The organism is Amycolatopsis magusensis (assembly GCF_017875555.1).
Lineage (GTDB): Bacteria > Actinomycetota > Actinomycetes > Mycobacteriales > Pseudonocardiaceae > Amycolatopsis > Amycolatopsis magusensis.
On sequence record NZ_JAGGMS010000001.1, the window covers coordinates 7471157 to 7484665 of the forward strand.

Annotated in this window: 13 protein-coding genes; 2 read left to right on the plus strand and 11 right to left on the minus strand. The window is 72.2% G+C overall.

Going from position 1 to position 13509, the window contains the following annotated elements; translation table 11 throughout:
• Positions 1–15: 15 nt before the first annotated feature.
• Positions 16–1992 (minus strand): excinuclease ABC subunit UvrC, encoded by a 1977-nt coding sequence (uvrC, locus tag JOM49_RS33140; protein ID WP_209668100.1) that lies wholly within the window; start codon positions 1990–1992, stop codon positions 16–18.
• A 248-nt stretch (positions 1993–2240) separates the two neighbouring features.
• Here uvrC and JOM49_RS33145 point away from each other — a divergent pair, with 248 nt between their 5' ends.
• Positions 2241–2945, plus strand: coding sequence for a S1 family peptidase (locus JOM49_RS33145; protein ID WP_209668101.1), 705 nt, complete (start codon positions 2241–2243; stop codon positions 2943–2945).
• Between the two features lie 100 nt (positions 2946–3045).
• Complete coding sequence (locus tag JOM49_RS33150) at positions 3046–3825, plus strand: exodeoxyribonuclease III (protein ID WP_209668102.1); 780 nt, start codon at positions 3046–3048, stop codon at positions 3823–3825.
• Positions 3826–3838: 13 nt separating this feature from the next.
• Here the strand turns inward: JOM49_RS33150 and JOM49_RS33155 are convergent, their stop codons facing one another.
• The 10 genes from JOM49_RS33155 to ggt all read right to left on the minus strand — a co-directional run bounded on the left by JOM49_RS33155 (position 3839) and on the right by ggt (position 13501).
• Positions 3839–4306, minus strand: coding sequence for a PH domain-containing protein (locus tag JOM49_RS33155; protein ID WP_209668103.1), 468 nt, complete (start codon positions 4304–4306; stop codon positions 3839–3841).
• Positions 4307–4332: 26 nt separating this feature from the next.
• Positions 4333–4839: a 6,7-dimethyl-8-ribityllumazine synthase gene (gene ribH / locus JOM49_RS33160; protein ID WP_209668104.1), complete on the minus strand. Its 507-nt coding sequence runs from the start codon at positions 4837–4839 to the stop codon at positions 4333–4335.
• Positions 4836–6176: a bifunctional 3,4-dihydroxy-2-butanone-4-phosphate synthase/GTP cyclohydrolase II gene (locus JOM49_RS33165; RefSeq protein ID WP_245369553.1), complete on the minus strand. Its 1341-nt coding sequence runs from the start codon at positions 6174–6176 to the stop codon at positions 4836–4838. The genes ribH and JOM49_RS33165 overlap by 4 nt, the downstream gene beginning before the upstream one ends.
• Complete coding sequence (locus JOM49_RS33170) at positions 6173–6823, minus strand: riboflavin synthase (protein WP_209668105.1); 651 nt, start codon at positions 6821–6823, stop codon at positions 6173–6175. The genes JOM49_RS33165 and JOM49_RS33170 overlap by 4 nt, the downstream gene beginning before the upstream one ends.
• Positions 6824–6850: 27 nt before the next feature.
• Positions 6851–7522, minus strand: coding sequence for a ribulose-phosphate 3-epimerase (gene rpe / locus JOM49_RS33175; RefSeq protein WP_209671896.1), 672 nt, complete (start codon positions 7520–7522; stop codon positions 6851–6853).
• A gap of 94 nt (positions 7523–7616) precedes the next feature.
• Positions 7617–8600 carry a zinc-binding dehydrogenase gene (locus JOM49_RS33180; protein WP_209668106.1) on the minus strand — a complete coding sequence of 328 codons (984 nt, stop codon included), beginning with the start codon at positions 8598–8600 and terminating at the stop codon, positions 7617–7619.
• A gap of 64 nt (positions 8601–8664) precedes the next feature.
• Positions 8665–9168, minus strand: coding sequence for an HFCD family protein (locus JOM49_RS33185; RefSeq protein WP_209668107.1), 504 nt, complete (start codon positions 9166–9168; stop codon positions 8665–8667).
• Entirely contained in the window at positions 9168–10655 is a 1488-nt protein-coding gene (locus JOM49_RS33190) for an RsmB/NOP family class I SAM-dependent RNA methyltransferase (protein WP_209668108.1), read from the minus strand. Before JOM49_RS33190 ends, JOM49_RS33185 begins: the two co-directional genes overlap by 1 nt.
• Complete coding sequence (fmt, locus tag JOM49_RS33195; protein WP_209668109.1) at positions 10652–11584, minus strand: methionyl-tRNA formyltransferase; 933 nt, start codon at positions 11582–11584, stop codon at positions 10652–10654. The genes JOM49_RS33190 and fmt overlap by 4 nt, the downstream gene beginning before the upstream one ends.
• Positions 11585–11686: 102 nt before the next feature.
• Positions 11687–13501 (minus strand): gamma-glutamyltransferase, encoded by a 1815-nt coding sequence (gene ggt / locus JOM49_RS33200; protein ID WP_209668110.1) that lies wholly within the window; start codon positions 13499–13501, stop codon positions 11687–11689.
• Positions 13502–13509: the final 8 nt, after the last annotated feature.

A 13509-nucleotide genomic window follows, 5' to 3' on the forward strand; every position in this document is an offset into this window, starting at 1 on the left:
TCTCCTGCTCCCCGCTCACGTGCCCGTTTCCCCTTCTCTACCGGTGGTGGTGGTCTCCCCGGCCAGCGCGGCGTGCACCGCCTGCGCGGTGCGCCTGCCGACGCCGGGCACTCCCGAGATCTCGTCCACAGTGGCCTGCTTCAGTTTCTTCACCGAACCGAAGTGCTTGATCAACGCGGTCCGGCGAGCCTGCCCGAGACCCGGCACACCGTCCAATGCGGACACCTGCAGCCGCTTCGACCGCTTCTCGCGGTGGTACCTGATCGCGAACCGGTGCGCCTCGTCGCGCACGCGTTGCAGAAGGTACAGCGCGTCGGAGGTCCGCGGCAGGATGACCGGGTCCGGATCGGCGGGCAGCCACACCTCTTCGAGCCGTTTCGCCAGCCCGACCACGGCGACGTCGGTGATGCCGAGCTCGGCCAGCACGTCCGCGGCGGCCGTGGCCTGGGGTCCGGCACCGTCGACGACCAGCAGGTTCGGCGGGTAGGCGAACTTCCGCGGGCGGCCGGTCTCCGGGTCGATCCCGGGCGCCGGGCCCTCGGGTCCCGGCTGGCCCGCGCCTTCGGCCGTCTCCTTCAGGTAGCGGGCGAACCGGCGCCGCACCACCTCGGCGATCGAGGCGACATCGCCCTCGTCAGCGGCCTCGCGCAGGGCGAACCGGCGGTACTCGGACTTGCGCGGCACGCCGTCCTCGAAGACCACCAGCGAGGCGACCACGTCGGTCCCGGCGATGTGGCTGATGTCCACGCACTCGATGCGCAGCGGCGCGGAGTCCAGCGCGAGGTGTTCCTGCAGCTCGGCGAGGGCGGCCGAGCGGGCGGTGAGATCACCGGCGCGGCGCAGCTTGTGCTGGGTGAACGCCTCCTGGGCGTTGCGGGACACGGTTTCGGCGAGCGCGCGTTTGTCACCCCGCTGGGGGACCCGTATGCGTACCTTGGCGCCGCGCAGGCCGGTCAGCCACTCCTCCACCGCCTCGGGTTCGGCGGGCAGTTCGGGCACCAGCAGTTCACGCGGCACCGGCGTGCCCGTGCCGTCCTCGCCGGGTTCGAGTTCGGCCTGCTCGCCGTAGAACTGCGCGATGAACTGCTCGACCAGCGCCGGGACGTCCATCTCCTCGGCCTTGTCGACCACCCAGCCGCGCTGCCCGCGGACCCGGCCGCCGCGCACGTGGAAGACCTGGACCGCGGCCTCCAGTTCGTCGTGCGCGAAGGCGACCACGTCGGCGTCGGTGCCGTCGCCGAGCACCACCGCCTGCTTCTCCATCGCGCGGCGCAGCGCGCCAAGGTCGTCACGCAGCCGGGCGGCCCGCTCGAACTCCAGCTCTTCGGACGCCTGCGCCATCTCGCGTTCCAGGCGGCGCATCATCAGGTCGGTGCGCCCGGCGAGGAAGTCGCAGAAGTCCTCGACGATGTCGCGGTGCTCGTCGGCGGAGACGCGCCCCACGCACGGCGCCGAGCACTTGCCGATGTAGCCGAGCAGGCACGGCCTGCCGATCTGGGTGTGCCGCCGGAACACCCCGGCCGAGCAGGTGCGGGCCGGGAACACGCGCAGCAGCAGGTCGAGCGTCTCGCGGATGGCCCACGCGTGCGCGTACGGGCCGAAGTACCGCACCCCGCGCTTGCGCGAACCGCGGTAGACGTGCAGCCGCGGGAACTCCTCGTGCAGGGTCACCGCGAGCACCGGGTAGCTCTTGTCGTCGCGGTAACGCACGTTGAACCGCGGGTCGAACTCCTTGATCCAGTTGTACTCCAGCTGGAGCGCCTCGACCTCGGTGCCGACCACGGTCCACTCGACGCTCGCCGCTGTGGTCACCATCTGGCGGGTGCGCGGGTGCAGCCCGGACAGGTCGGCGAAGTAGGAGTTCAGCCGGCTGCGCAGGCTCTTGGCCTTGCCGACGTAGACGACCCGCTGGGTGGAATCGCGGAACTTGTACACGCCGGGGGCGTCGGGAATGCTCCCCGGCGAGGGGCGGTAGGTCGACGGGTCAGCCACGAAGACAAGCCTATGGCGCCACCCCGACACTCTGACGCACCCCCGGCCCTCACCCGCCGGGATGATCTCTGTTTCCACCGGACCGGGTGGCCCTATGACGCGTGGTAGGAAAATTACCTCCTTCCGTAGGTAAGTCGCCACCATCCGACGATCGTCGGTATCTGCGGTGTGACGCGGGCGATTACGTTCCGCCGCAACGCCGAATCCTCGGTGGTCCCGGAAGCCGGTTTTTCGAAAGGACCTCGCCCGTGAGCCGAGTCCGTACCCTTGGCGCCGCCTGCGCGGCGTCCGCCACGCTCGCCATGACCCTGTTCGCCGGTGGTGTCGCCGGTGCCGACGAGGTCCAGCCGTTCATCGTCGGCGGCGAGACCGCCCCCGCCGTGCCGTGGGGCGCGCAGATCTACGTGGGCGGCAACTTCAACTGCTCCGGCAGCATCATCGCCGCCGAGTGGGTGCTCACCGCGGAGCACTGCCTGGGTGACTCGATGAGCGTCAAGGTCGGCAGCAACGACCTCGGCTCCGGCACCGAGGCCACGGTCGACCAGCAGGAGGTCTCCCCCGCCGGCGACATCGCGCTGCTGCACCTGACCACGCCGATCGAGGCCGAGTTCATCACCCTGGGCGACGCCGACCCGGCCGTCGGCTCGACGAACGACATCTACGGCTGGGGCCGCACCACCCCGACCGGCCCGGCCTCGCCGGTGCTCAAGACCGCCAAGGTGACCGTGACCGGTCAGTCCACCGACGCCTACGGCGGCCCGGCCATCCAGAGCGAGGGCGTCAACGGCTCGGCGTGGAAGGGCGACTCGGGCGGCCCGCAGATCGCCGGCGGCAAGCAGGTCGGGGTCGCGTCCACCGTGCAGAACCAGGACGGCAGCAACACCACCGGCACCAACAACTACGCGAGCGTGGCCAGCAGCCGCTCCTGGATCAGCCAGACCGCGGGCGTCTGAGTCCGGCACGCCCGCCCCTGATCCGCGGCCGCTCCCGCCGGGCACCGACCCGGCGGGGGCGGCCGTTCCCATGCCCGGGGCCGGTCTGGACAATGGGCGCATGCGCATCGCCACCTGGAACGTGAACTCCGTCGGCGCCCGGCTGCCGCGGCTGCAGAACTGGCTCGAGTCCAACCAGCCCGACGTGCTGTGCCTCCAGGAACTCAAGTGCGACAGCGATGCCTTCCCGCACGAAGAGGTGCGGGCGCTCGGCTACGAGACCGCGGCCTACGGCGTCGGCCGGTGGAACGGCGTCGCGGTCCTCTCCCGCGTCGGCCTCGACGACGTCCAGCGCGGACTGGCCGACCAGCCGAGCTACGAGGACGCGATCGAACCGCGGGCGATCGGTGCGACCTGCGGCGGGGTGCGGGTGTGGTCGGTGTACGTGCCGAACGGGCGAGTGCCGGGGCACACCCACTACGACTACAAGTTGCGCTGGTTGAACGCGCTGCGCGAGACGGTCGAGGCGGAGAAGAAGCTGGACCTGCCGTTCGCGGTGCTCGGCGACTTCAACATCGCGCCCGCCGACACCGACGTCTGGGACATCGCCGCCTACACCGACTCCACCCACGTGACCGCGCCGGAACGCGAGGCGCTCGGCCGGGTGCTCGAAGCCGGGCTGACCGACGTGCTGCCGCGGCCGCTCAAGTACGACCAGCCGTTCACCTACTGGGACTACCGCCAGCTGGCCTTCCCGAAGAACCGCGGCATGCGCATCGACCTGGTGCTCGCCGACCCGCGGTTCGCCGGCGCGATCACCGACTCCTACGTCGACCGCGAGGAACGCAAGGGCAAGGGCGGCTCCGACCACGCACCGGTGGTCGTCGACCTCGAGCTCTAGCCGACCTCGGGCTCTAGCCCTCTGAGCCGGCCTCGTTCTCGGCGTGGAACCGGCGGTGCAGCTTGCGCAGCGCACGCACCGCCGCGACCGCCCGATCCCGGTCGACCGCCTGCACGGCGAGCACCGAGTAGTACTCGTCCTCGGGCAGTTCGAGCCGCGCGAAGGACGCGCCGTCGGGGAAGCTCACCGACAGCACGTCCGACCAGGAGAACCGCTTCGAGCCCAGCACGTTGCGCACGGTGACACCCTCGGCGTCGGCGGTCGCCCTCGGCAGCGCGAAGAGCATGGTCAGCCCGGCCAGCAGCACGCCGATGCCGATCATCGCCACCTGGTCGGCGGTCTGGAAGATCACCCCGGTGTCGGAGTTGCGCAGCAGCAGGGCCACCGTGGTGAACACGCCGATCAGCAGCAGTGCCAGCGCGCCGCACATCCACACCGCCCGGCGCGGGCGGACGGTCACACTGGCCGGCTCGGTGGTCATCCTCGTTCCAGTCACGCTCGTCCCGGTCACACGAATCCTCGTTCGGTCCACGGCTGCCGCAGGCCACGCAGCACGTGCGCGGTGTCCAGCGCCGCCACGGTCGCCTCGGCGCCCTTGTCCTCGGCCGAGCCGGGCAACCCGGCCCGGTCCCGTGCCTGCTGTTCGGTGTCGCAGGTGAGCACCCCGTTGCCGACCGGCGTGCTCTCGTCGAGCGCCACCCTGGTCAGCCCCGCGGTCACCGCGTCGCACACGTACTCGAAGTGCGGCGTCCCGCCGCGGATCACCACGCCGAGCGCGACCACCGCGTCGTGCGTGCGCGCCAGCGCCTGCGCGACCACCGGCAGTTCCACCGCCCCGGAGACCCGGACCACGGTGGGCTCCTCCTCCAGCTTCGCCTCGCGGGCGGTGGCCAGCGCGCGCTCGAGCAGGCTGCCGGTGATCTCCTCGTGCCACTTGGTGGCCACGATCGCCAGGCGCAGGTTCGCGCACTCGCTCAGGTCGAACCCGTTGGACGGCCGTCCTTCCCCGCTCACCGGCCGCCACCCCCGTTCACCACGTCGTCGCCGCCCACGGCGCCGACAGCGCCCACGTCGTCGAAGTGCTCCAGCTGGGACAGGTCGTGCCCCATCCGGTCGCGCTTGGTCTTGAGGTAGCGCAGGTTCTCCGGGTTGGGCGAAATCGGCAGCGGCATGCGGCCGGTCACGCGCAGGCCGTAGCCCTCCAGGCCGACGCGCTTGGCCGGGTTGTTCGTCAGCAGCCGCATCGACTTCACGCCGAGGTCGCACAGGATCTGCGCGCCGGTGCCGTAGTCGCGGGCGTCGGCGGGCACGCCGAGCGCCAGGTTCGCGTCCACCGTGTCGGCCCCGGCGTCCTGCAACTGGTAGGCCTGCAGCTTGTGCAGCAGGCCGATCCCCCGGCCCTCGTGCCCGCGCACGTAGAGCACGATCCCGCGGCCTTCCTCCGCCACGGCGGCGAGCGCGGCGTCGAGCTGCGGGCCGCAGTCGCAGCGCAGCGAGCCGAACACATCGCCGGTGAGGCACTCGGAGTGCACGCGGACCAGGATGTCCTCGCCGTCGCCGATGTCACCGTAGACGAACGCGACGTGCTCGATGCCGTCGAGCAGGCTGTCGTAGCCGACCGCGCGGAAGGTGCCGTGGGCCAGCGGGATGCGGGCCTCGGCCACCCGCTCGACCTGGCTCTCGGTCCGCCGCCGGTAGGCGATCAGGTCGGCGATGGTGATCAGCTGCAGGTCGTGGTCGGCGGCGAACACCTCGAGCTCGTCGCGGCGGGCCATGTCGCCCTCGTCCTTCTGCGACACGATCTCGCAGAGCACCCCGGCGGGTGACAGCCCGGCGAGTCGAGCCAGGTCGACCGACGCCTCGGTGTGCCCTGGCCGGCGCAGCACGCCGCCCTCCTTCGCACGCAGCGGCACCACGTGGCCGGGGCGGCGGAAGTCGGTGGAATCGGACTTCGGATCGGCCAGCAACCGGATCGTGTGACAGCGGTCGGCGGCCGAGATGCCGGTGCTGATGCCCGCGGCGGCGTCCACCGTGACCGTGTACGCGGTGCCGCGCTGGTCCTGGTTCGTGTGGTACATCGGCGGCAGGTCGAGGCGCTCGCAGTCCTGTTCGGTCAGCGCGACGCAGACGTAGCCCGAGGTGTAGCGCACCATGAACGCGAGCAGCTCCGGCGTGGCCTTCTCCGCGGCGAAGATGAGGTCACCCTCGTTCTCGCGGTCCTCGTCGTCGACCACGACCACCGGCTTGCCCGCCCGGATGTCGGCGATCGCCCGGTCGATCGCGGCGGCGTGCGCGCCGGGTCCGGCCGGGGTCTGTCCGCTCGCCGGCGCCCACTCGTCGATCTCACTCATCCGCGCTGCTCCTTGGTGCCGCCGTCAGTACCGCCATTGTCCACCGTGTGCGTCCCGGCCGTCGGCAGATGTGGCGCAGCCAGCTTCTCCACGTACTTCGCCAGCACGTCGACCTCGAGGTTGACCGAATCGCCCGGTTCCCGCCTGCCGAGAGTGGTCAGCTCGAGCGTGGTCGGGATGAGCGCGATGGAGAACTCCTCGGCACCGATCGCGGCCACGGTCAGCGACACCCCGTCCACCGCGATCGACCCCTTCTCCACCACGTACCTGGCCAGCGCGGGCGGCAGCGCGAAGTGGGTCAGCCCGTCCGGGTCCCTGGACAGGAACACCCCGGTGCCGTCCACGTGACCCTGCATGATGTGCCCGCCGAGCCGGTCGCCCAGCGCGGTCGCGCGCTCCAGGTTGACCCGGTCACCCTTGGCGACCTTGGCCAGGCTGGAGCGCTGAAGTGTCTCGTGCACCACATCCACGGTGAACGTGTCGCCGCTCACCTCGACCACGGTCAGGCAGACGCCGTTGACCGCGATGGAGTCGCCGTGCTTGGCGTCCGAGGTGACCACCGGCCCCCGCACGGCCAGCCGGGCGGCGTGGGTGAGCTGCTCCACGGCGGTGATCTCGCCGAGCTCTTCGACGATTCCGGTGAACACTTGAACGGCCTCCTGTTGTTTCTCGCCTCAGCGCCCGGCGGCCCGGGCGGCCTGCTCGCGCAGGGCGGCCACGGCCTTGCCGGGGTCCCCGGCGCCGTAGACCGCGGAGCCCGCGACGAAGCAGTCGACCCCCGCCTCCGCGGCCTGTTCGATGGTGTCGGCGTTGATCCCGCCGTCGATCTCCACGAGCAGCTTGAGGTGCCCGGTGTCGACCAGGCGGCGCGCGGTGCGCACCTTCTCCAGCACGTCGGCGATGAAGGATTGCCCGCCGAAGCCCGGTTCAACCGACATGACCAGCAGCGTGTCGTAGTGCTTGAGCGTGTCGAGGTGGTCCTCGAGCGGCGTGCCGGGCTTGATCGACAGGCCCGCCTTCGCCCCGGCCGCCCGCAGGTCCTTGGCCAGCTTCACCGGATCGCCCGCGGCCTCGGCGTGCACGGTCACGTTGTGCGCGCCGGCCTCGGCGTACCCGATCGCCCAGCGGTCGGGGTCCTCGATCATCAGGTGGCAGTCCAGCGGCAGGTCGGTGTGCTTGAGCAGCGACTGCACCACGGGCAGGCCCAGGGTCAGGTTCGGGACGAAGTGCGCGTCCATCACGTCGACGTGCACCCAGTCGGCCCGGGTCTCGCCGTGCCCGGCCACGGCTTCGATCTCCGCGCCGAGCCGGGCGAAGTCGGCGGAGAGGATGCTGGGTGCGATCAAGGGTCGATGTGCCACGACCCGCAGTCTAGGAGGTCGTGCCCTGGCGTCCGTCTCGCATGCTGCGATGCTCACGTCACGGGTGGGACACGCCCGGTCAGGGCCGGAGGACGACCTTGCCGACGGTCCGGCGGTGCTCCAGTTCCGTGTGCGCCCGCGCGGCTTCGGCCAGCGGGATCGGCTCGTTGACCAGTGGCACGATCCGGCCGGCCGCGACCTCGGCGAGCGCCTGGTCCTCCAGGGCGCGCATCGCGCCGGGCGTGCGCATGATCCGCTGGCCGATCGGCACCGAGACAGTCAGCCCGCGGCCGTAGAAGTCCATTGCGGACAACTCCAGTGGCTCGCCGGCCGACCAGCCGAACATGACCAGCCTGCCGCCCACGCCGAGCAGTCCCAGCGCCTCACGACCCTGGCCGCCGCCGACGCCGTCCAGCACCACGGTCACTTCACGGTCGCCGAGCGCTTCCCGGACCCGCGCCGCCCAGCCGTCCTCGCTGTAGTCGAAGACCAGGTCGGCGCCGAGTTCGCGGACGATCGCCAGCTTCTCCTCACCGCGGGCGAGGCCGATGACGAAGGCGCCGGCGTTGTGCGCGGACTGCACCGCGAAGCTGCCGATGCCGCCCGCCGCCGCGGTGACGAGCACGACGTCGGTGGCGGTGATCTTGGCGTCGTTCAGCACGGCCATCGCGGTCCGGCCGGTGCCGATGGTGGCGACCGCGCCCTCGTCGGTGACGCCGTCGGGGATCTCCTGCAGCGAGGTGACCGGCGCGACGGCGAGTTCGGCGTACCCGCCGCTGGCCGCGCCCAGGTGGGCCACCACCCGCTTGCCCAGCCAGCCGGGGTCGGCGTCCTCGCCGAGTCCGTCGACCACGCCCGCTACCTCGCGGCCCGGGGTCATCGGCAGTTCGGGCAGCGGCATCGGCCCGCCGCCGATACCTTTGCGGAGCGCGGTGTCGAGCAGGTGGACCCCGGCCGCGCGGACGCTGATCCGCACCTGCCCGCGCCCCGGCTTCGGGTTCTCCGCTTCCTCGTACCGGAGGGTCTCGGCCGGGCCGAACTCGTGCTGGCGGATCGCGTGCATGACTGGCTCCAAGATCGTCTCGAGTGGTCTCGGCACGACCGTAGGAGCTCAGGTTTACTTGAGGTCAAGCGTCCAGTTCGTCCAGTACGCCGGTCCACGGGCCGCCGTGGTCCAACCGGTTCAACCGCACGCCCGCGCCGCCGAGCGCGGCCAGGTGCCCCTGCCACGCCGGGTGCGCGAACCGCGCGTCCCGCACCTGGTAGCCGACCGCGATGGTCACGCCAGGTTCACCGAGCGCGTCGCCGAGCACGGTCAGCGCCTGGTTGTCGGCCAGGCCCAGCGCCAGCTTGGCCACCGAGTTGGCCGACGCCGGCGCGAACAGGAAGTACGCCGGATCCGGGTGCGGCCGTGGTTCACCGGGCAGCCGTGAGACCGACCGGACGGGCAGATCCGTCAGTTCCCGCAGGCGCTCCAGTTCGCCGGCCGAGTCCAACCAGCGCGACGCGGTCGGCGTGAGCGTGATGGCCAGCCGCCAGCCGCGGGCGGCCGCCGGTTCGGCGAGTTCGGTGCGGAAGCGGGTGTCGAGGCCGCCGCAGGAACTGCCGACGAGCCCGAGCACTCGATCCATCAGGCGGTCTCCGGACGGCGCAGAACCGCGCAGAACATCGCGTCGGTGCCGTGCCGGTGCGGCCACAGCTGCACGTACGGCCCGTCACCGAGCTGCGGCACGCCGGGGAAGAACTCGCGCGCGTCGAGCGTCTCGGCCTTGGCGCGGCGGGCGATCTCCCCCACCACGCCCTCGGTCTCGGCGAGGTGCGGCGAGCAGACCACGTAGGTGACGATGCCGCCGGGCCGCACCAGCTTCAGCGCGGAGGCGAGCAGTTCCGCCTGCAGCTTGGTCAGGTCCGCCACATCCGACGGCTGGCGCCGCCAGCGTGACTCGGGACGGCGGCGCAGCGAGCCGAGGCCGCTGCACGGCGCGTCGACCAGGACGCGGTCGTAGCCCTCTTCCAGTTCGGGTTCGCGGCCGTCGGCGACGTGCACGGTCACCGGCAGGCCCTCGGTCGACTTCCGGACCAGGTTCGCCCGGTGCGGCGCCTTTTCCACCGCGTCCACGGTGGCGCCGGACAACGCGGCGAGCGCGCCGAGCATGAGGGCCTTGCCGCCCGGTCCCGCGCACAGGTCGAGCCAGCGCTCGTCACGGCCGTCGACCGGGACCCTGGTCACCGCGACCGCGCACAGCTGACTGCCTTCGTCCTGCACGGCGGCCAGCTTTTCGCGCACCGGTTCGGCGTCGGCGGGGTCACCGGAACCGGCGGGCAGCCGCACGCCGTAGGGCGAGTAGGGCGCCGGGTCGCCGCCGGTGATCGCGGCCAGTTCGTCGGCGGAGATCTCACCCGGACGGGCGACCAGGTGCACCTCGGGTCGCGCGTCGTCGGCGGCGAGGGCCGCTTCCAGCTCGGGTCCCTTGTCCCCCAGCGCTTCCGCGAAGGAACGGGCGACCCAGCGCGGGTGCGCGGTGCGCAGCGCGAAGTTGCCGATCGGATCCTCGTCGGGCGACGGCGCGAGCTCGTCGAGCCAGGCCGCCTCGTCCTTGGCCGAGACCGCGCGCAGCACGGCGTTGACGAAACCGGCGGTGTGCGAACCGGCGTCCGCGCGTACGAGGTCCACAGTGGACGTCACGGCGGCGTGCTCGGGGATCCGCGTGCGCAGCAACTGGTAGGCACCCAGCCGGAGGCCATCCAGCACCACACCGTCCACTCTGGACAGCGGCCGGTCGAGGCAGGCAGTGATCACCGCGTCGAGCAGGCCCTGCGCCCGGGAGGCGCCGTAGGTCAGCTCGGTCGCGAGCGCGGCGTCGCGCCCCTTGATCCGGCGCTCGCGCAGCAGATCCGGGAGTACCAGGTTCGCGTAGGCGTCGCGTTCGCGGACGGCGCGGAGCACGTCCAGCGCGGCCCGGCGGGCGGGGTCCTCGGGCGGCGGGCGGCGCGGTCCGTCCTTGCGCGGCGCCGGACGGCCGCGTTGCGGCCTCGACGGGCGCCGCTCCCCGCGGTCGGCGCGGTCGGCGCGGTCACCACGGTCGCCGCGCTCACCGCGGTGGGGCTGGCTGTTCATGTCAGGCGCTCTCCCTGCTCGATCCTCGTGCCGCGCGCCCAATCGGTGGCAGCCATTCGTTTTTTGCCCTGCGCCTGCACCTGGCCGAGCACCACCGGTCTGGTGGCGGTCCCGGCGAGCACCCGCTTCTTCTCCACCCGCAGCTCACCCGGCGCGAGCGGCTCGTCCGGGTCTTCCGCGACCGACACCGGTCCCAGTTTGACCCGCTCCCCGCGGAACTCCGCCCAGGCACCGGGATCCGGGGTGACCGCGCGGACCAGCCGGTCCACCGCGATGGCCGGGTCCTCGAACGAGACCCGCGCGTCTTCCACGGAGATCTTCGGCGCGTAGCTGAGGCCCTCCGGGGTCTGCGGGACCGCGGTCAGCTTGCCGTCCTCGATGCCATCCATTGTGGACAACAGCAGCCGGGCGCCGGACTCGGCGAGCCTGCCGAGCAGTTCCCCGGCGGTGTCGGTGGCGGCGATCTTCTCGGTCACCACGCCGAAAACCGGTCCGGCGTCGAGTTCCTTGACGATCCGGAAGGTGGAGGCGCCGGTGATCTCGTCGCCCGCCCGGACCGCCGCCTGCACCGGCGCCGCGCCACGCCACGCGGGCAGCAGCGAGAAGTGCAGGTTCACCCAGCCGTGCACCGGGATGTCGAGCGCGGCCTGCGGCAGCAGCGCGCCGTAAGCGACCACGGGACAGGCGTCCGGGGCCAGTTCGGTCAGCCGGGCCAGGAAATCCGGGTCGCCGGCGCGCGCCGGGGTGAGCACCTCGATGCCGTGCTCGTCGGCGAGCGCGCCGACGGGTGAGCGCAGCACCTTGCGGCCACGGCCGGCCTGGGCGTCGGGCCGGGTCACCACGGCGACGACCTCATGGCGGCCGGAGTCGAGCAGGGCGCGCAGCGCGGGCACGGCCGGTTCCGGGGTACCGGCGAAGACCAGCCTCATCGGACCCCCTCGGGGGTACCGGCGGGTGGTGGGAAGGAGTCAAGGGGAGCGAACATCACCGGCGAGTCTATCCGCCGGTGATGTTCGCCCCGACCTCGCCGGTCAGGGGTGCGGAACGGGCAGCACCACCCGGGCGGAGCCACCGCCGCGCCGCACCGGTTCCGCGGCGGCGAGCCAGCGGCCGTCCGGCAGCAGTTCCACCGCCGTCGACGCGCCGATCTCCCCCGGCGCCGAAGCGAACTCCTGCCCGAGCGCGCGCAGCTGCGCGGTCTCCGGCTGGTTCAGGAACGCCTGCTCGACCTGCGCGTTGTCCGAGTTCCGCTGCGACGCGCGTGGTTCGGCGATGGCTTCGACCAGCGACAGGTCGCGGTCGAGCCGGCCGGTCAGCACCTGCAGCACGGTGGTGATGATCGACGCGCCACCCGGGGAACCGGCGGCGAGCAACGGCTTGCCGTCCTTGAGCACGATCGTCGGCGCCATCGAGGACCGCGGCCGCTTGCCCGCGGCGGGCAGGTTCGGGTCGGGCACGCCCGGCGTCACCGGCACCATGGAGAAGTCGGTCAGCTCGTTGTTCAGCAGGAAGCCGCGGCCGGGCACGACCATGCCGCTGCCCCCTTCCTGCTCGATGGTCAGCGTGTAGGCGACCACGTTGCCCCACCTGTCCGCGGCGGTGAGGTGCGTGGTGTTCTCGCCCTCGTACGGCGTGGGCGCCGGGGTGTCGCCCGCCGCGCACGGCTGGGGATCGCGCGGGTCACCTGGTGCGACCGGGCTGACCAGTGCCTGGGCCGGGTCGATCAGGCACGCGCGGCTGTCGGCGAACTCCTGGCTCAGCAGTTCCGCGGACGGCACGTCCACGAACGCCGGGTCGCCGATCCAGCGGTTGCGGTCGGCGAAGGACAACCGGGTGGATTCGAGGAACCGGTGCAGGTACTGCGTCTTGTCCAGCTGCGACAGGTCGGTGCCTTCGAGGATGTTCAGCGCCTCGCCGACGGACAGCCCACCGGACGAGGGCGCGGGCATCCCGTAGACGTCGAGCCCGCGGTACTCGGTGTGGGTCGGTTCGCGGTCGACCGTGCGGTACTTCGCCAAGTCCTCCCCGCTCAACTTGCCGGGGCGGACCTTGAGACCGGCGGCCGGGTCGACCGGGGGCTGCTGGACCGTGCGCACCACGTCCTCGCCGATGCGGCCGCGGTAGAGCGCCGCGTTGCCGGTGCGCGCCAGCTCGCGGTAGGTCTTGGCGAGGTCCGGGTTGGCGAACCGGCTGCCCACCACCGGCGGCGCGCCACCGGGCAGGTAGAGCTCGCGCGTCGCCGGGAACGCGCTGAAGCGGGCGGCGTTGTTCGCGATCTGGTCGTGGAAGGTCTTGTCCACGGTGAACCCGTGCCTGGCCAGGTCCTCGGCCGGTTTCATCGCCTTGGCCAGCGGCAGGGTGCCCCACTTGCGCAGCGCGTCGAGCCAGGTGGCCGGGGTGCCGGGCGTGCCGACGGACAGCCCGCTGGTCACCGCCTCGGCGAACGGGATCGCCTTGCCGTTCTCGACGAACAGGTTCTCGTCCGCGGTGCCGGGCGCGGTCTCGCGGCCGTCGATGGTGTGCACCTTGCCGGTGCGTGCCTCGTAGAAGACGAAGAACCCGCCGCCGCCGATGCCCGCGGAGAACGGGTCGGTGACCCCGAGCGCCGCGGCCGTGGCCACCGCCGCGTCCACCGCGTTGCCGCCGCGGCGGAGCACGTCGATGCCGATCTGGCTGGCGTCGGCGTCGATGCTGGACACCGCGCCGAGGTGGCCGACCTGCTCGGGAACCTTGCCCGGCGGCGCGCCGGGGGCCGCCGACGCGGGGGCACCGGCGGTGAGCAGTGCCGTCGCGCACGACACGGCGAGAACGCTGCGGAGGAGTCGGGTTCTGCGCTGAACAGGCATGCGCGACA